We start from the raw sequence: 23,591 nt of genomic DNA on the forward strand, positions 1-23,591 counted from the left end.
AGCGGCCGTTGATTTCGGTCACTTGTGCCGAACCTGCAAAATTATCTCCGGTGCCCGGGGAGAAAAGGCAGATCCGTCCCAATCTCCATAGATGGCAGAGTGCTGTAATCCAGCTGCCTCCGACAAGCGCAGGAGATGCTCTGCGTGCGTGAACCGGAGTTTGCTGGCGGAGCAAATTGTTTCGTCCTCGAACCGATAGATGTGTTCAAACTCGAGAACCGATCCGTCGAAATCGCGCCAAAGCGTTTGGACTGCAAAAGTCCCGTCCCGACCTTCGAATGCGCGTTCGTCGTCCCACGCAGACTTCCAATCGAATGCCGGATTCCTGCTTTCAAATGCGAATACTCCGTCAGGAGCCAAATGCGCGCGAACGGCATTAAACGTGGCCAAGATATCGTGATCGGACAACAACACCTGAAACGCATGGCCCGTCATGAATATGAAATCGAACTTGCGGTCGAAAGCGAGCACCTGTGCGGGGGCATTCGTCCACTCGACCAAGTTTCCGAATCGTTGAGCGCGTCCGACGTCGAGCATCGTTTGTGAAGGGTCTGCTGCCACGACATCGTGCCCCAGCTCCGCCAGTTTTCGGGCAACAAGACCTGTTCCAGCCCCGAGTTCGAGAACGGCCTTTGCGGCCCGTCCAGCTAGCGAAACGTAGTATTCCCGATCGGCGCCCCAGCCACTGGTAATGTCATAGAGGGCAGCAAGCCGCGGGTGGACGAAATGCTCATCAACTGAAACCACCGGGCCGTCTTCATTGCTACTCACTCACCACCCCTTCCGGAGCCGTCTCGAGGCGGAAGGCAGCAGCCATGAGGGCCTTGGTATAATCGGTTTCCGGATGATCGAAGACCTTCTCCGAGACCCCGGCCTCAACAACCTTGCCGTTACGCATGACGATGACATCGTTTGCCAGGGCGCGGACGACCTTCAGGTCGTGGGAAATGAAGAGGTAGGCGAGACCATGGGCCTTCTGAAGATCACGAAGCAGGTCGACGACCTGGGCCTGAACGCTCATGTCGAGGGCCGAGGTCGGCTCGTCGAGCATGACGAACTTCGGCTCAAGCACCATGGCCCGGGCGATCGAGATGCGCTGGCGCTGGCCACCTGAAAACTCATGCGGATAGCGGAAACGGGTCGATGCATCGAGGCCCACTTCCTCCAGTGCCTTGGCGACCTTTCGATCCCGCTCTACTGCGCTCAGGTCAGGCGCGTGCACCAGCAGTCCTTCGCCAACGATATCGGCCACGGACATGCGCGGGCTGAGTGCGCCGAACGGATCCTGGAAGACGATCTGCATATCCCGGCGCAGCGGGCGCATGTCCTTCCAGGAGTGCTCCTGGATCTCCTGTCCCTTGAAGCTGATCCGTCCGGTTGAGGAAATCATGCGCAGAATGGCCAGGCCGAGCGTTGTCTTGCCAGATCCACTCTCGCCGACGATGCCCAAAGTCTGGCCCTCGCGAACCGTCACATCGATGCCGTCGACGGCCTTAACGTGATCGACGGTCCGGCGCAGAAAGCCACGCTTGATGGGGAACCAGACCTTCAGATCATCGGCCTGCACGACGACGGGCTTGCTGTCGTCGTGCACCGGCGGCGTTCCCTTCGGCTCGGCTGCCAACAGATGCTTCGTGTAGTCGTGCTGCGGATTGTCGAAAATCTCGGCCACCGGGCCCTGCTCGACGATCTTGCCGCCTGTCATGACACAGACGCGATCGGCGAACTTGCGCACGATGCCAAGGTCATGGGTGATGAACAGCATCGCCATGCCGCGCGCCGCCTGCAGATCCTTCAAGAGCTTTAGGATCTGCGCCTGCACCGTCACATCGAGCGCCGTGGTCGGCTCATCCGCAATCAGGAGATCCGGCTCATTGGCAAGGGTCATGGCAATCATGACACGCTGGCGCTGACCGCCGGAAAGCTGATGCGGATAGGAATTCAGCCTCGTTTCCGGGTCGCGAATACCCACCTGGGTGAGCAGTTCCAGTACGCGCTCGCGTGCCTTGGTGTCGCTCATGCCACGGTGGATCTTGAGGATCTCCGCGATCTGCTTTTCCACCGTGTGCAGCGGATTGAGCGAGGTCATCGGCTCCTGGAAGATCATGGAGATCTCGTTGCCGCGTACCTTGCGCATGGCCTTCTCGCCGGCGTGGAGCAGGTCCTCGCCCTTGAAGATCACCTTGCCTGAAGGGTGGGAGGCCGCCGGGTAGGGCAGCAGCTTCAGCACCGAGAGAGCCGATACGGACTTGCCGGATCCGCTCTCGCCGACGAGGGCGACGGTTTCACCCTTGGCGATCGTGAAGGACACCTTGTCGACGGCAAGCGTTTCCCGCCCGCCCTGCCCGAAGGCAACGGAGAGGTCTTCGACGCTGAGGAGAGGCATCTTATCTTGTGTGCTCATGTCCATCTCCTCAGGCAAAGCTCTTGCGCGGATCGAAGGCATCGCGGACTGCCTCGCCGATGAAGATCAGCAGGCTGAGCATGAGCGAAATCACGAAGAAGCCGGTGATCCCGAGCCACGGCGCCTGAAGGTTGTTCTTGCCCTGCGCCAGCAGTTCACCGAGTGAGGCGGACCCGGGCGGCAGGCCGAAGCCGAGGAAGTCCAACGCCGTCAGGGTCGAGATAGACCCATTCAGGATGAACGGCATGAAGGTCAGGGTCGCGACCATGGCGTTAGGTAGCAGATGGCGCCACATGATGGTGCCGTTGGAAACGCCCAGCGCGCGGGCGGCGGCGATGTATTCGAAGTTCCGCCCGCGCAGGAACTCCGCCCGAACCACGCCGACGAGGGCGACCCAGGAGAAGGCCAGCAGGATCGTGAACAGGGTCCAGAAGCCCGGGATCAGAACCGAGGAGACAATCAGGATCAGGTAGAGCGTCGGGATCGCGGTCCAGATCTCGATGAAGCGCTGGAAGATGAGATCAACCCAGCCGCCGTAGTACCCCTGAACCGCACCGGCGCCGATGCCGATGACCGACGAAGCAAGCGTCAAGGCTAGGCCGAACAGGACCGAGATGCGGAAGCCATAGACAAGACGGGCGAGCACATCGCGTCCCTGGTCGTCGGTGCCCAGCCAGTTCCAGTTGCCGATGACGCAGTTCGGGTCATCTGCACCAAGGGGGTAGCGAACGCAGCGGGTTTCCTTATCAAGCGTCCAGGACGGAGGCGCTGGCGCGGGAACCGGGATCTCGTTGTTGACCGTGCGATAGGAATAGCGGACCAGCGGCCACAGCATCCATCCATTGGCGGAGATCTCTTCCTGGATGAACGGGTCGCGATAGTCGGTGACCGCGAGGAAGCCACCAAATTTTTCTTCCGGGTAGTCGACGAAGACCGGCGCGAGGATTTCGCCCTTGTAGGAGACGATGACAGGCCGATCATTGATCAGGAACTCGGCGAGGAGCGACAGCCCGAACAGCACGAGGAACAGCCAGAGCGACCAGAAGCCACGGCGATTGGCCTTGAAGTTGGCAAGTCGCCGCTGATTGATCGGCGACAGTCTGGATCGGGTAATTTCGGGCGCGGCATCCACGGCGTCGCGAACAGTGGTATCCATCGCTCAGACCTCCCGCGTCTCGAAATCGATCCGCGGATCGATCCAGGTGTAGGTGAGGTCGGAAATGAGGTTCACCAGAAGGCCCATCAGCGAGAAGATGTAGAGCGTCGCGAAGACCACGGCATAGTCGCGGTTGATGACGGATTCGAAGCCGAGCAGACCAAGCCCGTCGAGCGAGAAGATCGTCTCTATCAGCAGCGATCCGGCGAAGAACGACGAGATGAACGCCCCGGGGAATCCGGCAACGACGATCAGCATGGCATTGCGGAAGACATGACCGTAGAGAACCTGCCGCTCGCTGAGGCCCTTGGAACGGGCAGTGACGACGTATTGCTTGCGGATTTCATCCAGGAACGAATTCTTGGTCAGCAACGTCGTCGTTGCGAAGGCCGACAGAACCATGGCCGTCAGGGGCAGCGCAAGGTGCCAGAAGTAGTCGGCAATTCGCGCCGGCCAGGACATCGCCTCCCAGCCTTCCGACGTCAGCCCGCGCAAGGGGAAAAGATCGAGGAATGATCCACCGGCGAAGAGCACGATCAGCAGAACCGCAAAGAGGAAGCCAGGAATCGCATAGGCGACCACGATGACCCCGGAGGTCCAGACGTCAAATCGCGATCCGTCTGCCACTGCCTTGCGGATCCCCAAGGGGATGGAAACCGCATAGGAGATGAGCGTCATCCAGATGCCGAGCGAGATAGAGACCGGCATCTTTTCCGCGATCAGGTCGATGATGCGAATATCGCGGAAATAGCTCTCGCCGAAATCGAAGCGGGCGTAATCCCACAGCATGCCGAGAAAGCGCTCGAGCGGCGGCTTGTCGAAGCCGAATTGCGCTTCAAGCTCCTTGATGAACTCCGGATCGAGCCCCTGCGCCCCGCGATACTTTGACGAAACGCTTTCACCCGCCGCACCGCCGCCGCTGGCCTCGCCCATGCCGCCGCCCATGTCCGATCCGCCACCGCTGATGCGAGCTGTCGCAGAGACATCCGTGCCGGAAAGCTGGGCAATGACCCGCTCGACCGGGCCGCCGGGAGCGAACTGGATGATGACGAAGTTGATCGCCATGATGCCGACCAGGGTCGGGATCATCAGCAGCAGCCGTCGAAGGATATAGGCGCCCATTTTCTCGTTCTATGGCCTCTTGTTGCCCGCTCAGCCTGCCATGCCGATCTTCTCGGCCTTCTCCTTGTCGACCCACCAGGTGGTCTCGACCGGGAAGTCGTAGTGCGGCGGTTCATCGGGATAGCCGAACATGTCCCAGATAGCCACCGTGTGCGTGCCCTTGCTCCACTGGGGAACCCAATAGTGGCCGCTGCGCAGCACCCGGTCCAGTGCCCGCGCTGCAATGGTCATCTCTTCGCGGGTTTCCGCAGCAAGTGCCTTTTCGATCAGTTCATCGACCACTGGATCGGCGATACCGGACAGATTGAAGCTGCCCTTGGTTTCGGCTGCGAGAGATCCCCAATACTGCCGCACGGTGTCGCTCAGCGTTGCCGACAAGGAGAAGCGCCGACCGGCGACGTCAAAGTCGAAGTCGTTCAACCGGGCCTGGTATTGCGCGGGATCTACGACCCGGAAATTGGCCTCGATGCCCAGACGGTTCAGGTTCTTGATGTAGGGTAGGACAATCCGTTCGAACGCGGTGGTATTGCTCAGAAACTCGATTGTCACCGGGTCGCCGTCGGTATCCAGGAGCGTGGTGCCCTTGCGTTCGAAGCCTGCTTCCTTGAGCAGCTCGGAAGCTTTCCGGAGCAGGTTCCGATCGAACCCGGATCCGTCCGAAACAGGCTGGACATAGGGTTCACCGAAGACCTCGTCCGGAACCTTCCCCCTGTATGGCTCCAGCAGAGGCAGTTCCTCAGGAGAGGGCATCCCCTCGGCCATCATCGCCGAATTCTGGAAGAAAGACTGGGTACGGGAATAAAGGCCGTAGAAAAGCGATTGGTTCGACCATTCGAAGTCGAAGGCATAACCGATGGCGCGGCGGACGCGCGGATCGGAGAATTTCTTCAGGCGCGTATTGAAGAACCAGCCCTGGGCTCCGGACGGCCGATTGTCGGGAAATCCCTTCCGGACGACCTTGCCTTCATCAATCGCCGGGAAATTGTATTCGGTCGCCCAGGTCTTGGAGCTGAACTCTTCGTGAAAGGTAACTTCGCCTTTCTTGAAGGCTTCGAATGCAACCTGATACTCGCGAAAGAAGTCCAGCCGCACGATCTCGAAGTTGTTGTGCCCCTTCACCACCGGCAGGTCTTTTGCCCAATAGTCGGCAACCGCATGGTATTCGACATAGCGGCCGACGGCATGCTTGCCGACCTTGTAGGGACCCGATGAAAGAGGAGGTGTCAGCGTCGTCTGCTTGAAGTCGTAGGTCGTGTAGTAGCGCTTCGAGAAGATCGGCAGTTCGGCCACGACGAGTGGCAGCTGACGGGTCTGGTTGCCGGTAAAGCGTATGGCGACCCGATGCTCGTCTATGACCTCAGCGTCCAGTAGCTCACCAAGGGTCTGACTGATCTGCGGATGACCGTCGGCCTTCAAAAGGATCACCGAGAAGGCGACGTCTTCCGCGGTCAGTTTCGAGCCATCATGAAATCGCGCCTCGGGACGCAGGTTGAACGTGTAGGTGTTGCCGTCTCCCGAAATCTCGACGCTTTCTGCAACAAGACCGTACATCGCATCCGGCTCATCCAGAGCACGCACCATCAAGCTGTCGAAACACAGCTCCATTCGTGGCGGGGCATCTCCCTTCAGGATGAAGGAATTGAACGTGTTGAACGTCTGGGGATTCTGGTTGTATCGCCAGCTGGGAACGCGGAAGACGAAACGCCCTCCCTTCGGTGCATCAGGCACCACGTAGTCGAAATGGGGAAAGTCCGCCGGATATTTCAGATCTCCGAAAACGGACAATCCGTGACGAACCTCAGCAGCCGAAGCCATGCGGCTGGTCGCAGGCAATGCGGCAACTACTGCCGCAGCGCCGGTTAGCTTCAGAAGACGGCGGCGGCTGGTGTCGAGCGTATCTGTCACTGAGCCACTCCCGTCTTTGCCGCCCGTTCGGTGTCGTACCACCAGATCGTCGGGAAGCCATGGCTGTATTCCGGAATATTGTCCGGATGGCCGAAACGGTCCCAGCGAGCGGTCCGATCGACGTCAAGGAACCACTGCGGGATCACGAAAGTGTGCGCCATCAGGACACGATCGAGTGCCCGCGTCGCGGCCACCAGTTCCTCCCGATCCTTTGCGAAGATGACCTTGTCGATCAGCGCATCAACTCCGGCATCCTTGATGCCGGCATAATTGTAGGACTGTTCAAGCTCTGCCGATGCCGAACCCCAGTAATCCCGCTGCTCATTGCCGGGCGAGAGGGACTGCCCCCACAGCAGGGTCGCCATGTCGAAATCGCGGCTGCGTATGCGGTTGACGTATTGCGGCGTGTCGAGAACCCGGATCGTCAGATCGATGCCGATAAGCTTCAGGTTCTTGGCAAAGGGCAGAACGTATCGTTCGGCACTCGGATCCTGGGCGATGAACTCTATCGTGAAAGGCTCCCCGGTCGCCGCGTTGACCAATGTTCGGCCATCAAGCTTGTAGCCGGCCTCCGTCAGCAGCCTGAGCGCTTCGCGCAAGTTGCCCCGGACCTTCTGGGGGTCGCCGCCCACAGGGTTTTCGAACCCGCCGTCGAAGACCGATGCGGGAACGAGATCCCGGACGCTCTCCAGAATTTCCAGCTCCTTGCCTTCCGGCTTGCCGGAGTGGGCCAGCTCGGTACCCGCGAAGAAGGATGCAATTCGCTTGTACTGATCGAAGAAAGACGTCCGGTTTGTGGTCTCGAAATCGAAAGCAAGGTTCAGCGCCCGCCGGACCCGCTCGTCCTTGAACTTGTCGCGCCGCAAGTTCGGAACGAACGCCTGCATGATGCCGGAGCCGTGATCTTCAAAGGTCTCGACAATCACCTTGCCCTGCTTCACGGCAGGGAAGTCATAGGCGGTCGCCCAGTTCTTGGCGACGTTTTCCAGCCGCCAGTCGTACTGATCTCCCTTGAAGGCTTCCAGAAGGACGGCGCTGTCGCGATATGAATCGTAGCGGATCTCGTCAAAGTTATTGGTGCCTACCCGGATCGGAAGATCCTTGCCCCAATAGTCCTTCACCCGTTCGTAGGTGACACGTCGGTTGAAGGTGAACTCCTTGACCCGGTACGGTCCCGAGCCGAGCGGCGCTTCCTGAAGTCCACTGGCGATGTCGCGTTTTTCGCCCTTATCGTTGGTGCCCTCCCACCAATGCTTCGGCATCACGGTCAGCTGACCGACAATGTGCGGGAGTTCCCGATTGTTTGCCGTGTCGAATTCGAACCGGACAACTCCGTCCGGCCGTTCGGTCGCACTGGTCACATTCTGATAGTAGAACTTCTGCCGCGGACTGAGTTCGACGGCCTTTTCAAACGACCAGATTACGTCTGCAGGGGTAACCGGCTCGCCATCGTGCCAGCGTGCCTTCGGGTTGAGGCGGTACTCCACCCAGGAGAAATCCTCCGGATAGCGCACAGCATCGGCAAGAACCCCGTATTCGGCACTGATGTTCAACTCATCCAATGCCGTTTCCATCAGGCTTTCGTAGACGAGCCCGACGCCGGGCGCCGGATTGCCCTTGGGCAGGATGAAATTGAAGGTGTCAAAACCACCCGAGGTCGAGAGGCGAACCAGCCCCCCCTTGGGGGCATCCGGATTGACGTAGTCGAAATGTGCGGCATCAGCGGCGTATTTCGGGGTTCCGGTCAAGGCGGTGGCGTGATGCCACTCGGGCTCGCTGGCAAGCGCCGGGAACTGGGCCGCCAAGGCAGACAAAGCGAGCCATGCGCCTGTGGATGCGATCCGCAGCAACCCTTGTCCCGTCTTGCGTCGTTTCATCGAGCAACCTCCAACCGGCCAGAAACAGACTTCGGCCACAACCGAAGCGGCAAATCAGAACTCGATACTATGGGACAGAGCCGCCAGACGTCACCCGTCATCACGCCAGATGACAGAAATTTAACGCAATCAACCGTTCAGAAGCCGTTCACGACCCCTACTCGGGAACCGAACTTAGTAGAAACCAACGCTCGCCGCAGCTTGTGCCGAAACGGCGTCTTCCCCCGACGCACGGGCGGCAGAGGACCGTCGCTTCTTTGAAGCGTACATGCGCGCATCGGCCAACCTGATCAGGTCGTCTGTTGTCTTGGCATCGCTCGGAAAGCTCGCTGCACCGATACTCGCGGTCATTCCAATCTCGTGACCCGCAACGTTGAGAGGTTCTGCCAAAGCAACCTCGAGGCGCCGGAGAAACTGCTGTCTTTCCTCGGAATCCATGGTTCCTGCTGCAAGGACAATGAACTCGTCACCGCCGACCCGGGCAAGAGTGTCACTGCTACGGATTTGCTGCTGCAACCGGTTGCCGACGCAAATCAGGACCTGGTCGCCGACCTGGTGGCCATAGTTGTCGTTGACAGGCTTGAAGCCGTCCAGGTCGACATAGAAAATTTCAAAGCCCTCACCGCTTCGGCTCGCCATCAAGGCAAGCTGACGCATTCGGTCTTCGAGCAGCCGGCGATTGGCAAGTCCTGTCATCGGGTCATGCAGTGCCATACCCCAGACCTTGCAGACCTCGTACACGATCAGAAACGCCATCAGGGCAAACAGCATGGAAATCCCGACACCAGCGGTGCGGGTCATCCATACTTCCTGGTTTCCTGGCAACCACCCGACACGCGGACGAGCAACAAGCTTCCAACTTGCACCACCCATCAACTCGATCGGCATTTCGACCGTTTCTTCGTCGAGGACATCCTTGCTGCCATAGATCACGCCAGTGTTTCCGCTGGCGTCTTCGGAACTGAGGATTGCAATTTCAAACTTTTCCGACAATTCCGTCAGACCGGAAACTTCAGCAATCTGCTGCTCTTCCACGACAAGTGTGGCGACGCCCCAATAAGGCCCGGCCCCGATCGTCTCTTCCGTTTCGTCGGGCAAGAAGACGGGGACGCGGATCACCAGTGCGCGGCCACCCTGGACAAGGTTGACCGGCCCGCTCACCACGGCCGAACGGGTGTTGATGGCTTTTGCCACCGAAGGCCACTGCTGTGCGTTCTCGCGGTAGTTGAGACCGATGGCCTTGCGATTGGGTTCAAGGGGATAGATGAATTTAAGAATATTGTCCGGCGCCAGGCCGACGACAATGATACTGGAGTTTGCATCCTTCAGGGCAGCCGCGATCTTTGCAAACTCGGCTTGTTGCAAATTCGGATTTAGCGCTGTGTACGATCTTACGCTTTCGCCCAGAGCAACAGTCTCTGCGACCAGGCCCTCGATCTGGGCACGTGCCGCCGAAAGGCGGGCCGTGGCATTTTGCTGTTCCTTGGAAACGAGGACTTCTTCGACGAGCTTCGACATCCGGTCCGTGACGAACAGTCCGATCGCAAGACAGATGCACGCGGCAAGCACGCTCGCATAGGTTCCGTTACGCCCAGACAGCCCGGATCTATACCTTGCCAGTGAACCCATTTACTTCGAACGCCCTTAAAGATTGCACCTCAGTCACCAACATCAAATATTACGCGAATATATTAATATTCCTTATTCCAAAGAAATGGGCCGCACTTTTGGGTGCGGCCCATGCATATTTACTCTGTATATATAAGTAATTTTATCAATTACTCTGCAGGAAGCGGAACAGGGCTTCCGGACTGCTCACGCAGGTAGGCAATCAGATCGGCGCGCTCATCGCTCTTGCGGATACCCGCGAAGCCCATGGACGTTCCCGGGACGTGGTCTTTCGGCTTGGTCAGGAAGCCATCGAGTTCCTCAAACGTCCAGGCCGGGTTCGCTTCGCCGAACGCAACCATTGCGGTTGAATAGGCGAAACCCTCATGTGCACCGGGCTTGCGGCCAACAATGTCCCAAAGAGCCGGGCCAACCTTGTTGGCTCCACCTTGGTCGAACGAGTGACAGGCAGCGCACTTCTTGGCGGCCTTTTCGCCGTCGGCAGCACTCGCAGATGCCAGACGAACAGCAATCGGTTCCTCGGCAGCAGCTTCTGCAGCAGGTGCGCCGCTTTCGCCGCCATCGCTGGCGACTTCAATCTCGTAACCGGGCTTCTCCGGCATCGCCGGGTGGAAGATGATATCGGAAACGATACCGACACCCATCGTCAGAAGCAGCACAGTCAGAACCGCACCGGCGGCCTTGTTCAGCGTGAAGGAATCCATTCTCTCCGGCTCCAAGCTAATACGCGTCCGGGTCCGAAACTCGCGTCACGGACCCCTTAAGCTTTCCCAATTTGGCCGGAACCTACAAATTTTTTGACGCCGCTGTCCATAGGTATAAAAGAACTCGGCATACGACATTCGGACGCGGCCCCAAAAAACCGATCGTCCGTCCCCTGATTTTCGACCCGGAGTCCCTTGTGACCAGCGCACTTGTCGTCATTCCCTCCCGTCTTGCAGCCACCCGGCTGCCCGACAAGCCGTTGGCAGATATCTGCGGAAAACCGATGATTGTCCGGGTTCTCGAACAGGCTCGCAATGCCGATATCGGCCCGGTTGTGGTCGCCTGCGACCATCCAGACATCGCAGAGGCGGTACGTGACAACGGCGGCGACGCCGTCATGACACGCGTTGACCATGAATCCGGATCGGATCGCATTCACGAGGCCGCCGGCAAGGTTGATCCGGACGGAAAGCATGATGTCATCCTCAATTTGCAGGGTGACGTGCCCCTGATCGCTCCGGAAGCGATTCGCGCAGCCTTCACGCCATTGTCGGATCCCTCCGTCGACATCGGCACGATCATGACAGAAATCCGCGAGGAACAGTTTCGGGACGATCCCAGCTTCGTGAAGACCGTCGTCACCCCGATCGGATCGTCCGTATTCCGCGCACTCTATTTCACCCGTGCGACGGCGCCGTCTGGCGTTGGACCTCTTTATCAGCATATCGGGGTCTATGCTTACCGGCGGGCCGCGCTCGACCGATTTGTCAGGCTGTCTCCGTCTCCCCTCGAGATCCGGGAAAAGCTGGAACAACTGCGCGCCCTTGAAAACGGAATGCGAATTGATGTCTCGCTGATCGAAAGCGCACCAATGGACGTCAACACTCCGGAAGATCTTGAGCGCGCACGCAAAGCCTTTTCTGCGCTATAACGCCAGGCAATAAATAACCGTCTATCGACCAAGGATCAGATCAGAGCGATGTCCGACCGAAAAACCATCGTCTTCCAGGGGGAGATCGGGGCCAATTCCCATATGGCCTGCAACGACGCCTATCCGGACTACCAGGCCATCCCCTGTGCGACCTTTGAAGACTGCTTTTCGGCACTTGAAAGCGGCGAAGCCGAGCTGGGAATGATCCCCGTCGAAAACTCCGTCGCCGGCCGCGTCGCGGATATTCATCACCTTCTGCCGAAGTCGAGCCTGCACATCATCGGCGAATATTTCCTGCCGATCCGCTTCCAGTTGATGGCTCCCAAGGGGGCAACAATCGGTGGCCTGAAGTCCGTGCAGAGCCACGTCATGGCCCTCGGCCAGTGCCGGAACGTGATCCGGGAACTCGGACTGACCGCCGTTGTCGGGGCCGACACGGCCGGATCTGCACGGCAGATCTCCGAGCGAGGTGATCTGAGCGCAGCAGCACTCGCCCCGCGCATGGCTGCAGATATCTATGGCCTGGACATTCTGCGTGAGGACGTGGAGGACGCAGCCCACAACACGACGCGCTTCCTGATACTGTCCCGCGACGACCGCAAGGCAGCCAATTCCGGCCAACCGATCATCACGACATTCATCTTCCGCGTCCGAAACGTTCCGGCTGCACTCTACAAGGCTCTCGGCGGTTTCGCGACGAATGGCGTCAACATGACGAAGCTGGAGTCCTACCAGCTTGAAGGCCAGTTCTTCGCTTCCATGTTCTATGCGGACATCGAGGGTCACCCCGAAGATCCGTCGGTGACCCTTGCCCTCGAGGAACTGCGCTTCTATTGCGCCGAGCTCAAGATGCTCGGCGTCTATAACGCCAGCCCTTTCCGCGAGAAGATCCGCGAACCCGAAGCCAACCGGGCCCTGCGCCCGACACCCGAAATCTGAAAATCCAGGACAGTTGAATGACCGACATCCGTTTTGATGCTCTTTGCATCGGAAATGCAATCTGCGACGTGTTCGCCCATGTCGAGGAAGACTTCCTGGTCGTTGAAGACCTGGTGAAGGGCTCCATGCGGCTGATCGACACCGAAGAAGCCGTTCGCCTGTACGACAAGATGGGCCAGACCGTGCGCATATCCGGCGGAAGTGCCGGCAACACCGCTGCGGGTATCGCTTCCCTCGGCGGCTCACCGGCCTATTTCGGCAAGGTGGCCAACGATGAGCTTGGCGACAGCTACGCTCATGACATGAAGGGCACTGGCGTTCATTTCGAAACGCCCCGCCTTGTCGGCGGAAACCCGACCGCCCGCTCGATGATCCTGATCACACCGGACGGCGAGCGGACCATGAACACCTATCTCGGAGCCTGTGTGGAGTTCACACCCGCCGACGTCGACGCTGATGTCGTAGCTGCCTCCGCCATCACCTATATGGAGGGTTACCTGTGGGACCCCCAGGAAGCCAAGAAGGCCTTCCTGGAAGCGGCGAAGATTGCCCACGCCAACGGACGCAAGGTCGGCATCACCCTGTCGGATTCCTTCTGTGTCGACCGTTATCGGTCTGAGTTCCTTGGCCTTTTGAAGGACGGCGTCGTCGACGTCATGTTCGCCAACGAGCACGAGATCAAGGCGTTGTACGAGACTGCAGATCTCGATACCGCCGTTGCAGCGGCCCGGCAGAGCGGCGCCTTGACGGCGCTTACCCTCGGCGAAAATGGCGCCATGGCGATCACAGAGCGCGAAGTGATCAGCGCAAAGGCCGAGAAAGTCGACGATGTCGTCGATCTGACCGGCGCCGGTGACCTGTTTGCTTCCGGCTTCCTGTTCGGCTTTGCCCGTGACTACGACCTGAAGTCTTCCCTCAGCCTTGGCTGCCTATGCGCTTCCAACGTCATTCGACATGTCGGTGCTCGCCCGGAGCGGCCGCTGAAGCATATTGCCGAACAGAGCGGTTTCGAGGTCTGATCCGGACCAGAGACCCGATTGGTCAAGAAACGATGAAGGGCGGCCCATTGGCCGCCCTTCTGATTTGCCAGGCCTTGCCCTGCCGACTTGTCATCAAGCGGCTGCAACCTCGCGCAGGAACCTGTCGATCACGTCCTGCAGGGCCTCTGTTTTCGAGTTCAGTTCTTCCGATGCACGCACGACCTGATCGGAAGAGCACGACGTCGCTTCGACCGCTGACGAAAGGTCCCTGACGTTTGCCGCAACGACACCCGTGCCTTCTGCCGCGCGCTGGACATTGTCCGAGATCTCGCTGGTTGCCGCACCCTGCTGGGTAACCGCAGATGCGATGGCTCCAGTATAGGTATCGACTTCGTTCATCGTCAGGGCAAAAGAGGCGATCGCCTCAACGGAATCGCTCGTCGCAGCCTGGATGGCCGCGATCTGACCGGCGATATCCTCGGTCGCCCGGGAGGTCTGGGTAGCCAGTTCCTTCACCTCCGCAGCAACAACGGCAAAGCCCCTTCCGGCATCTCCGGCACGAGCCGCCTCGATGGTGGCATTCAGCGCCAGAAGATTGGTCTGCTCGGCAATCGCCTTTATCAGCGTCACGACTTCTCCGATACGTGCTGCCGCTTCGGCCAGGCTTTCCACCTTGCGGTTTGTCTCACGGCTGCTTTGGGACGCACGGCCCACAACGTCGGTGGTGCGAGCGATCTGACCCGAAATTTCGGAAATGGACGTTGCCAGTTCTTCAGCCGCGGATGCGACTGTGCCGACATTGCGGCTTGCCTGACCGGACGCTTCGGCTGTGGCTTGGGCGCGCTCGGCACTTGCCTGTGCGATCCGCGTCAGATCCTGTGCGGTGGCATCCAGTCCCGCTGATGTGCCTCCGACCGCTGCCAGAAGTTCCCCAACCGTCGCACGGAACCCGTCTATGAGACGTTCGACTCTCTGCTGACGTGCTCGCGCAAGTTCATCCTCTTCGTCCTGCGCAGCCCGCAAGCGGTCACGCTCAATGGCACTATCCTTGAATACCTGCACCATGCGGGTCATTTCGCCGATCTCATCCCGGCGTGCAACCTCCGGGATATTGACCCCAAGGTCGCCCCTGGCGAGCCTGGCCATGACGTCCGTCATCATGCGGATCGGCCGAACGATCGCAAGATTGAGAGCGATGGCCAATGCGAGGCCGACAACAATTGCAAGCGCAAGCGCGACCCCAATGGTCAGGAAGGCCGCCTGACCCGCAGATCGAGACTTGTCCGCATGATCGGCTGCAATTGCACCAATCTGGACGCTCACATCGGTTGCCAGCCCTTGCAAGCGGACCTGCAGCCGGCTCAGCTCTGACCGCGTGGCCATGATCGCGGAGAAGGCGGCATCGTATTGTGCGATCGCATCGGGCATCGCGTCGATACTGGCGGCGGCAGCGGGCAGTACTGCACCGGCGGCTTTCAGCGAGTTGGCAAGATCCTGCAAGGTCCCGATCTCTCGTGCGATGGCACCGGCTTGGTTCGTGCCGGGATCTGCAAGCATTTCCACCGCTCCAGACGAGATATGCGATACCGCAGTTGCCAGGGCGATCGCCTTCTGGCTGACAGCGGCAAGGCTCGCCAATCGGTTCTGCGTTTGGGTCGCTGCTGCCAGACCGTCTCCGAGCACCGCGTAATTCGCAAAGCGGAGACCGACGGCTTCGCGTTCCAGTGACCCGAGCAGATCCGCGACCGTCTTTTTCATCCCCATCTTGTTGAAAAGGTTGGTCTCGACCAGAAGGTCGGGCAGAGCAGTCTGAAGAGCCTCCGCCGCCTGTGAAAGTGATTTGACGATGTCCTGATCCAGATGGAGGGCCTTCATCTGCGCGAGTGTCGTTCCCGCGGCTCCAATCGTCGCAAGGGAGTGCGAGATCTCCTTCATGACCTCGTCCGTCAGTTCTTTCTGCTTGTATTTTCCGTCGCGGCCAAACCGCGGAGCGAGGTTCAAGGCCTCGGCCTCAATGGTCGATGCCTTGAGGTCCACAAGACGAATAGCCTCCTGGGTTCGCCCCGCAACCTCGGCCTGCGCAACGGCCGAAGTCTGAGCCTTTCCGACTTCGCTGCTGATCAACTGCGTCAGCTGCCCCAGCTGGTCACCTGCGGCGATAACCTGTTCGATCGTCTCTTGTTGGTCCGCGAAGCGGCGTACTACCATCTCGAAAGCGGTTTCAAACTCTGCTGTTGCCACGATAGCCCCGGCCACGCCGCTCTCTGCCTCGCCGCGCTCAGCCAGAAGGCTTCGCAGGGTCTCCAGAGCGGCGCGGAGTTCCTGGATTTCCAGGCGGGCGGTATCTGCCCGGTGCGGCTCCCGATCAAGTAGATACGCCTCGCGCGCGGTCGAGACGTCCTGCACGGCAGCCATGACCACACTAGCCTGTTCGGAAACCATCGAGCGGCTGGTCAGACCGGAAATCGTCACCATGGAGATCGCGCCAACGGCCCCGGCAAGTAACAAGACCGCCCCCAAACCCCCTGAAACCTTGTAACCGAAACTGAGGTCGTTAAACGCCCGGAGAGGGCTTCTGTGAACAGGCATATTGTGCTCCGCAACATTGGATGTTCGCGGGCGTAGATCGCCTTGAGTCTATGAACCGAATCTTAAAAGAAAGCCGGCTCAATGAAATTTTCGTCGATAAATGTTTGATTTTAATAGTCTTTATTTTTTTATGACATTTATATGCCACTTTTCACAGTCCCAAATCGACGAATGCCGATCAGCTGGGCGCAGCCGTTGCCTCGAATGAGGCAACGCACCTTCCTCCCCTGTCAGCAGCAAAAGAAAAAGGGCGGCCCGATGCCGCCCTTTGCCGTTGATGCCGCTAAGGCATATGGCCAGTCGTCAGCTGGCAAGGTCTTCGACGCTGGTCACTTCGCCATCTTCATTCAGGTGGTAGATGATCGGAGCGCCGGTTCCCAGTTCACGCTTCAGGATCTGTTCCGGCGACAGGTTTTCAAGCTCCATGATCAGAGCGCGCAGCGAGTTGCCATGAGCGGCGACAATGGTCCGCTTTCCCGAGAGTACTTCCGGCAGGATTTCAGCGTGGTAGTAAGGGAGAACGCGTTCGGCGGTCATCTTGAGGCTCTCGCCGCCAGGAGGTGGAATGTCGAAGGAACGGCGCCAAATGTGGACCTGCTCCTCCCCGAATTTCTCGCGGGCCTCATCCTTGTTCATGCCGGTGATATCACCGTAGTCACGCTCGTTCAGAGCCTGGTTCCTGACGGTCGTAAGGTCCTGCTGCCCGAGTTCGTCAAGGATCAGCGCCAGGGTTTTCTGAGCGCGCTGGAGATCGGACGTGAAGGCCAGATCGAATTTCAGCTTCATGTCGCGAAGCTGTGTACCGGCGTTCTTCGCCTCGCCTACGCCCTGCGCCGTCAGATCCGGATCTTTCCAGCCGGTGAAAAGATTTTTCAGGTTCCACTCACTCTGACCGTGACGGACTAACACCAAAAGGCGTTCCATGGTCGATCTCCCTTGCGTTCTTGAATAGGATCAATCGTTGAGGCCGAGGACGTCGGCCATTGAATAGAAACCCGGCTTCTTGTCGAAGGCCCACAAGGCCGCCTTGACGGCGCCTTTGGCAAACAACTGGCGATCTTCCGCCCGGTGGGTCAGCTCGATGCGTTCCCCTTCGCCTGCGAAGATCACCGAATGCTCCCCGATCACGGAACCACCGCGAAGCGTGGCAAAGCCAATGTCGCCTGCCTTGCGTGCGCCGGTGATGCCATCGCGCGACCGCACCGAGTGCTCGGCCAGCGGGATCTGACGACCCTGGGCGGCAGCCTCGCCAAGCAGAAGCGCGGTTCCCGAAGGCGCATCCACCTTGTGCTTGTGGTGCATTTCGAGCACTTCGATGTCGAAATCCGCGTCGAGAGCCTTTGCGGCCTTGCGAACCAGAGCTGCGAGCAGGTTTACGCCGAGGCTCATATTTCCCGATTTGACGATGCGAGCATGGCGTGCGGCGGCATATAATGGCTCTTCCTCGTCAGCCGCCCAGCCGGTCGTTCCTATCACGTGAACAATGCGAGCCTGAGCAGCAAGTTCCGCAAACCACAAAGAGGCTTTGGGTGCGGTGAAGTCGAGAACACCGTCGGCCGCTGCGAAGGCGGTCAGCGCGTCTGTCGTCACGGGCACGCCCAATTTGCCGACGCCAGCCAGTTCGCCAACGTCCTGCCCAACGAATTCCGAACCCTCGCGCTCGATCGCCCCCGTTACCCGTGCCCCACCGGCCCCGGTTACTGCGCGCACGAGAGCACGGCCCATGCGACCGGCGGCACCCACCACAACAATGCGCATCTCGCTCATGCTTGTCCTCATTTCCATACAGTCGGCTGCGGTATAGCCAGCTTCACAATCGCTGGCAAATCACCACAGGTATAGACAAAAAACAGGGCGGGTTCGATGCCGAGCCCGCCCTGTTCAGGTTCATTCACAAAAGCAACGCGCCTTATTCGGCTTCGTTGTCCTTTTCGATTTCCTTGCCGGTCTCTTGGTCAACAACCTTCATGGACAGGCGGACCTTGCCGCGCTCGTCGAAGCCCATGAGCTTGACCCAGACCTTTTCGCCTTCCTTGACGACATCGGTCACCTTGGCAACCTTGCGCGGGGCGAGCTGGGAGATGTGGACCAGACCGTCCTTGGCGCCGAAGAAGTTCACGAATGCGCCGAAATCAACGCACTTCACGACCGTACCTTCGTAGATCACGCCAACTTCGGGCTCGGCCGCGATGGAGTTGATCCAGTTCACCGCTGCCTTGATGGCCTTGCCATCGGAAGAGGCGATCTTGACGGTGCCGTCGTCCTCGATGTTCACCTTGGCGCCGGTCTTTTCCACGATTTCGCGGATGACCTTGCCGCCGGAACCGATGACTTCACGGATCTTGTCGACCGGGATCTTCATCACTTCGATGCGCGGAGCATGTTCGCCGAGCTCGGAACGGGCTTCGGTGATCGCCTTGGACATCTCGCCGAGGATGTGAACACGTCCGTCCTTGGCCTGAGCCAGTGCGACCTTCATGATCTCTTCGGTGATGCCCTGGATCTTGATGTCCATCTGCAGCGCGGTGATACCATTTTCGGAACCGGCTACCTTGAAGTCCATGTCACCGAGGTGATCTTCATCGCCCAGAATGTCGGACAGGACAGCGAAGCGATCGCCTTCCTTGATCAGACCCATGGCGATACCGGCCACCGGAGCCTTGAGCGGAACACCAGCGTCCATCATGGCCAGAGACGTGCCGCAGACGGTCGCCATGGAGGACGAACCGTTGGACTCGGTGATTTCCGAAACGACGCGCAGCGTGTACGGGAATTCATGATGAGCCGGCAGCATCGGGTTTATGGCGCGCCATGCGAGCTTGCCGTGGCCGATTTCGCGGCGTCCCGGGGAACCCATGCGGCCAGTTTCACCGACCGAGTAGGGCGGGAAGTTGTAGTGCAGCATGAAATGGGACTTGTAGGTGCCTTCCAGCGCGTCGACGAACTGCTCGTCTTCACCGGTGCCAAGGGTCGCGACAACGAGGCCCTGGGTTTCACCACGGGTGAACAGCGAGGAGCCATGTGCGCGCGGCAGGATGCCGACTTCCGACACGATCTGGCGAACGGTCGACAGGTCACGGCCGTCGATGCGCGAACCGGTATCGAGGATGCCACCACGGACGATTTCTGCTTCCAGCTTCTTGAACTGGTCGCCAAGAACGGTTGCTTCCGGCGCTTCGCCTTCCGCAGCGTTGGTGATCAGAGCCTCGACAACCTTGGCCTTGGCAGCGTCGACTGCGTTCTTGCGATCGGTCTTGACGGTGATCTTGTAGGCGGCCTTCAGATCGTCCGCAGCAATGCCCTTGATCTTTTCGAACAGCGCGGAGTGATCCGGAACGTTCAGCTCGCGCGGTTCCTTGGCAGCGGTTTCAGCCAGCTTGATGATGGCATCGATAACCGGCTGGAAGCCGCGGTGGCCGAACATGACGGCGCCGAGCATGGTGTCTTCGTCGAGTTCCTTTGCTTCGGACTCAACCATCAGGACGGCGTCGGCGGTACCGGCAACAACCAGGTCCAGAGACGATTCCGGCATGTCGTCGACAAGCGGGTTCAGGACATATTCGCCGTTGATGTAACCGACGCGTGCGCCGCCGATCGGGCCCATGAAGGGAACGCCGGAGATGGTCAGGGCAGCAGAAGATGCAACCATGGCCAGGATGTCCGGAGCGTTCTCCATGTCGTGAGACAGGACCGTGATGACGACCTGGGTGTCATTCTTGTAGCCGTCTGCGAACAGCGGACGGATCGGGCGGTCGATCAGACGCGAGGTCAGGGTCTCGTGCTCGGACGGACGGCCTTCGCGCTTGAAGTAGCCACCCGGGATCTTACCGGCGGCGAATGCCTTTTCCTGGTAGTTCACGGTGAGCGGGAAGAAATCCTGGCCCGGCTTCGGAGCCTTTGCGGAAACCACGGTCGCCAGGACCTTGGTTTCGCCGTAGGTCGCCAGAACGGCGCCATCGGCCTGACGGGCAACCTTGCCCGTTTCGAGGACGAGCGGGCGTCCGCCCCACTCGACTTCTACACGATGAATATCAAACATCATCATCCCTTACAGCTTCGTCCTGTCGCGCGGCTGACGATCTACCGTGCGCGCGAGGGACAATTATCGGTCGGCCCCGTATGGGCCGGTTACCGATCGGACAAGCCACGGGCAAGACGACGAGCAACTTTCAATAGTCGAAAGCGGCCGGCAATCCTGCCCCATGACTGTCACGTGCTTCCTATAGAGCGGTTTCCCTCGAAAGGGAACCGTTTTGCGGAAGCCCAAAAGAAAACGCGGCGGGCAATCGGCCCACCGCGTTTCCCGGAATTCTTGCCTTAGCGGCGGATGCCAAGACGCTCGATCAGCGACTTGTAGCGGTCTTCGTTCTTGCCCTTGACGTAGTCGAGGAGAGAACGGCGCGAAGCGACCATCTTCAGCAGACCGCGGCGGGAGTGGTTATCCTTGCCGTGACCCTTGAAGTGTTCGGTGAGGTTGTTGATCCGCTCGGTGAGGATAGCAACCTGGACTTCCGGAGAGCCGGTGTCGCCTTCCTTGGTAGCGTATTCCTTGATCAACTCAGCCTTACGCTCAGCAGTAATCGACATCGTTTTATCCTTTCAAAAGATGAGGCCGCCGAAGCGGCCTTCGATGGGCGCCGGATACCCGGCCCGAACCCGCTATCGCCAAGAGCCGAGATGTCGGTCAGCAACGGCTGGCAGGATCGGATTGGATCAATGGACCCAATGGCGGCGGAATATGGCGGAAAAGGTGAACAAAAGAAAGAGGGAATTTATCTGAGGCCTCCCTCCTTTGCGCGACACTTGTAGCACCCGTTCCAAGCCAAGGTTGGGACCAAGTGGTGCCGAGCGGAATGAGCCGCTCATCTCCGGAACCTTCGTCGGGCTTTATGAATGCTTATTGGGAGGTGCCGAGCTTTGCCGCACACTCCAACGTCGCATCAAGGATCATATCTTGATCGATCCGCAGACAACTGTGTGCAACCAAGTCCGCATCATACCATCTCCGTCCCTGCCCAATACCGGCTCCGTTGCAGGCAATCGCAATGGAAACGCCTGTGTTATCCGGCGAAAATTCGAAGTTACCCCGCCGTCCGCCATTGTTTGACTTCTCGTTTACCTCGGGAACTACATGGGAGCAGATGATACGCCCCCCACCCGCCTGGACAGAGATGCGTGCCGATCTGTTATGTTTTCTCTCTCTCGGAGGGAAGCCCACAACATCGCCAGCGGGACACGTGACGTTGCCATTTGAAGAAATTCTTGTTGCAGACTCTCTTTGAATTTCCTGCGTCCGGACCTTGACGCAAGCAGCGATCAACTCTCTTTTACTTCCTTGAGCAGGCACCGCTTCAACACCCATAATAAAAATCAAAGCCATAACCGTTGATCCAACTGGAAATTTAGCCATGCCGTGCTCCCTAATTTAAGATATCAACACACGCGTAGATTCCTTCGATACTTCCTGTCTTGTGCTCGTTCGAGATGCAGTTGGCGTATTTGTCTTGCCTCTCTTTGCTCGATAGATTTTCAACTGGCAAAGGGTCTGGATTTCGTTTGACGGTAAGAGGGTTACTCTGATCGGAGTTTTCAGAACCGGATCGCGATGACGCTTCCGGACTCACATCAATCGTTGACGTTGAACCTGCGGGAGGGCTTTCGACTGGTTTCTGGCCCTGAATGAGGGGTTCGCGACCTGGTACCCCCCAAAATTCCCAGAATATCCTGCTCACGTTGGATACAAAACCTTGCTCTTCAGCCGCAGAAAGGACCTCCGAAGAGAAACCCTCTTGAGCCAGCCTTTCATTATCGGTCCAGTAATTATCTGCTAAGGCGAAGGCCCCAAATAGAAAAGCCGCTACAACGAAAACCCTCGTGATCGCGTCAATAAAATTCAAGAAAGACCCATCGACCAACAAGGATACGAAAAATTTTAAGAGCCGCAGAATAAATGGTATTATTGTAACAAATAGACAAACATAAATAAATGGCCCAATTCTTGAAGTATCCGAAATATGATCTTTTAAGACCAGATAGACTACAACGATTAATGGAACTACGCCAAACTCGGGATGATGCCTTAAAAAGTCCGAAGACCACGAGACAAACTGACGTAGCGTATTCTCTTGACCGGACGAGCGTTCAGGCGGAGTTGGCGGCTCGATGGAACTGCTTTCTTCTATTGGTCCACTGCTCGACATTGTCTGCTCTCAACTACGGCAACGTAGCCTAAGAGTATCATTTTAGACAAATGCGAGCAAACGTAGTCTTTGCCACCAATGGATGTCGGTCGGTTATTGCCCCCCCAGTGATGTTAGGCGGGAACAAGACCGACTCCATGCCGTTTGACCTTTGCAACCATGCACTCAACAGGCCACTTCCAACATGTTTTTCAATGCTTAGAGATTAAACACCCTGCTCGGCTGGAAGCGGCCTTTCTCGACCTTTCCGAGGGCAACCGGCTCGCCGGCATGGCTGGCGAAGGCCGCATCACAGGACAGCGGAGCCTCACGGCCACGCAGCAGGACGGCCATTCCCTTGCGGATCTTGGCAGCATCGTCGAGGGAGACAGGGACTTCGGCAAGATCGTCCATGGCATCGCGCAGGGGCAGGATGAATTCGTCGACCAGTGCCTCTATGCCTTCGCCTTCTTCCAGCTCTTCCGCGGCTTGCGTAAGCTCATCGAGCGTGACCATGTCCTCTTCCAGGAACGGGCCGACCAGCAGGCGGCGAAGCTCGGTGACATGGCCACAAGTTCCGAGCCTGCGGCCGAGATCGCGTGCAAGCGCACGAACATAGGTTCCCTTGCCGCATTCAGCCTCGAAAACTGCACGGTTCTCGTCGGGCATTTCGACAAGGTCCAGTCGATGAACATCGATCGGCCGGGCCTCCAGAACGACTTCCTCGCCGTCGCGAGCAAGATCGTAGGCGCGCTCGCCATCGACCTTGATCGCAGAAAACGCAGGCGGAACCTGCATGATCGTCCCGACGAATTCCGGCAGGACCTCAAGGATCGCTACTTCATCCGGGCGAACGTCAGACGTGGCGACGACATCGCCTTCGGTGTCGTCGGTGTTCGTTTCCGCGCCCCAGGTCACCTCGAAGCGGTAGATCTTGCGCCCGTCCATGACAAATGAAACGGTCTTGGTCGCCTCACCGAAAGCGAGCGGGAGACAGCCCGAGGCCCGCGGATCGAGCGTTCCGGCGTGGCCGACCTTCTGTGGCGACAGGATACGCTTGATCTTGCCCAGGGCATCGTTGGAGGTGATGCCATAGGGCTTGTCCAGCACCAGCCACCCGTTGATGAGGTTGCGCTTTCTTTTGACTTGTTTCTGACGCGCCATGCGGGACCCGT

Annotated in this window: 19 protein-coding genes; 3 read left to right on the forward strand and 16 right to left on the reverse strand. The window is 58.8% G+C overall.

Going from position 1 to position 23,591, the window contains the following annotated elements; translation table 11 throughout:
* Positions 1–18: 18 nt before the first annotated feature.
* The 8 genes from ACN0SY_RS15190 to ACN0SY_RS15225 all read right to left on the reverse strand — a co-directional run bounded on the left by ACN0SY_RS15190 (position 19) and on the right by ACN0SY_RS15225 (position 10,797).
* A complete protein-coding gene (locus tag ACN0SY_RS15190) occupies positions 19–771 on the reverse strand; it encodes a class I SAM-dependent methyltransferase (protein ID WP_417688529.1) in 753 nt (250 codons plus the stop codon).
* Positions 764–2,404 (reverse strand): ABC transporter ATP-binding protein, encoded by a 1,641-nt coding sequence (locus tag ACN0SY_RS15195; protein ID WP_417688531.1) that lies wholly within the window; start codon positions 2,402–2,404, stop codon positions 764–766. The genes ACN0SY_RS15190 and ACN0SY_RS15195 overlap by 8 nt, the downstream gene beginning before the upstream one ends.
* 10 nt (positions 2,405–2,414) lie before the next feature.
* Positions 2,415–3,560 (reverse strand): ABC transporter permease, encoded by a 1,146-nt coding sequence (locus tag ACN0SY_RS15200; RefSeq protein ID WP_417688533.1) that lies wholly within the window; start codon positions 3,558–3,560, stop codon positions 2,415–2,417.
* 3 nt (positions 3,561–3,563) lie between these two features.
* Entirely contained in the window at positions 3,564–4,682 is a 1,119-nt protein-coding gene (locus tag ACN0SY_RS15205) for a microcin C ABC transporter permease YejB (protein ID WP_417688535.1), read from the reverse strand.
* Positions 4,683–4,712: 30 nt separating this feature from the next.
* Positions 4,713–6,587: an extracellular solute-binding protein gene (locus ACN0SY_RS15210; protein WP_417688537.1), complete on the reverse strand. Its 1,875-nt coding sequence runs from the start codon at positions 6,585–6,587 to the stop codon at positions 4,713–4,715.
* On the reverse strand, positions 6,584–8,464 hold the full coding sequence (locus ACN0SY_RS15215) for an extracellular solute-binding protein (protein ID WP_417688539.1): 1,881 nt from the start codon (positions 8,462–8,464) through the stop codon (positions 6,584–6,586). Before ACN0SY_RS15215 ends, ACN0SY_RS15210 begins: the two co-directional genes overlap by 4 nt.
* Positions 8,465–8,638: 174 nt before the next feature.
* Positions 8,639–10,093: a diguanylate cyclase domain-containing protein gene (locus ACN0SY_RS15220; RefSeq protein WP_417688541.1), complete on the reverse strand. Its 1,455-nt coding sequence runs from the start codon at positions 10,091–10,093 to the stop codon at positions 8,639–8,641.
* Between the two features lie 149 nt (positions 10,094–10,242).
* Positions 10,243–10,797 (reverse strand): c-type cytochrome, encoded by a 555-nt coding sequence (locus ACN0SY_RS15225; RefSeq protein WP_417688543.1) that lies wholly within the window; start codon positions 10,795–10,797, stop codon positions 10,243–10,245.
* A gap of 197 nt (positions 10,798–10,994) precedes the next feature.
* On the opposite strand from ACN0SY_RS15225, the gene ACN0SY_RS15230 reads away from it, so the two are divergent.
* From ACN0SY_RS15230 to ACN0SY_RS15240, 3 genes are read left to right on the forward strand one after another with little or no spacing between them, the layout of a single operon-like run.
* Positions 10,995–11,729, forward strand: a complete 735-nt coding sequence (locus ACN0SY_RS15230) for a 3-deoxy-manno-octulosonate cytidylyltransferase (RefSeq protein ID WP_417688545.1) — start codon at positions 10,995–10,997, stop codon at positions 11,727–11,729.
* Between the two features lie 48 nt (positions 11,730–11,777).
* Positions 11,778–12,668, forward strand: coding sequence for a prephenate dehydratase (locus ACN0SY_RS15235; protein WP_417688547.1), 891 nt, complete (start codon positions 11,778–11,780; stop codon positions 12,666–12,668).
* A 17-nt stretch (positions 12,669–12,685) separates the two neighbouring features.
* Positions 12,686–13,687, forward strand: coding sequence for an adenosine kinase (locus ACN0SY_RS15240; RefSeq protein WP_417688549.1), 1,002 nt, complete (start codon positions 12,686–12,688; stop codon positions 13,685–13,687).
* 93 nt (positions 13,688–13,780) lie between these two features.
* On the opposite strand, the gene ACN0SY_RS15245 is transcribed toward ACN0SY_RS15240, so the two are convergent.
* The 8 genes from ACN0SY_RS15245 to truB form a co-directional block, all read right to left on the reverse strand.
* Positions 13,781–16,156 (reverse strand): methyl-accepting chemotaxis protein, encoded by a 2,376-nt coding sequence (locus ACN0SY_RS15245; protein WP_417688551.1) that lies wholly within the window; start codon positions 16,154–16,156, stop codon positions 13,781–13,783.
* 384 nt (positions 16,157–16,540) lie between these two features.
* Positions 16,541–17,161 carry a 2,3-bisphosphoglycerate-dependent phosphoglycerate mutase gene (locus ACN0SY_RS15250; protein WP_417688553.1) on the reverse strand — a complete coding sequence of 207 codons (621 nt, stop codon included), beginning with the start codon at positions 17,159–17,161 and terminating at the stop codon, positions 16,541–16,543.
* A gap of 30 nt (positions 17,162–17,191) precedes the next feature.
* Positions 17,192–18,004 carry a 4-hydroxy-tetrahydrodipicolinate reductase gene (gene dapB / locus ACN0SY_RS15255; protein WP_417688555.1) on the reverse strand — a complete coding sequence of 271 codons (813 nt, stop codon included), beginning with the start codon at positions 18,002–18,004 and terminating at the stop codon, positions 17,192–17,194.
* 142 nt (positions 18,005–18,146) lie between these two features.
* Complete coding sequence (gene pnp, locus ACN0SY_RS15260) at positions 18,147–20,276, reverse strand: polyribonucleotide nucleotidyltransferase (protein ID WP_417688557.1); 2,130 nt, start codon at positions 20,274–20,276, stop codon at positions 18,147–18,149.
* A gap of 278 nt (positions 20,277–20,554) precedes the next feature.
* A complete protein-coding gene (gene rpsO / locus ACN0SY_RS15265; protein WP_417688559.1) occupies positions 20,555–20,824 on the reverse strand; it encodes a 30S ribosomal protein S15 in 270 nt (89 codons plus the stop codon).
* A 310-nt stretch (positions 20,825–21,134) separates the two neighbouring features.
* On the reverse strand, positions 21,135–21,647 hold the full coding sequence (locus ACN0SY_RS15270; protein WP_417688561.1) for a hypothetical protein: 513 nt from the start codon (positions 21,645–21,647) through the stop codon (positions 21,135–21,137).
* Between the two features lie 10 nt (positions 21,648–21,657).
* The gene (locus ACN0SY_RS15275) at positions 21,658–22,437 is read right to left on the reverse strand and encodes a hypothetical protein (RefSeq protein WP_417688563.1); all 780 of its coding nucleotides are present in this window, start codon (positions 22,435–22,437) and stop codon (positions 21,658–21,660) included.
* A 198-nt stretch (positions 22,438–22,635) separates the two neighbouring features.
* Positions 22,636–23,580, reverse strand: a complete 945-nt coding sequence (truB, locus tag ACN0SY_RS15280; protein ID WP_417688565.1) for a tRNA pseudouridine(55) synthase TruB — start codon at positions 23,578–23,580, stop codon at positions 22,636–22,638.
* Between the last annotated feature and the right edge of the window lie 11 nt (positions 23,581–23,591).

It is taken from the genome of Roseibium sp., assembly GCF_048261595.1.
Taxonomy (GTDB): Bacteria; Pseudomonadota; Alphaproteobacteria; order Rhizobiales; family Stappiaceae; genus Roseibium.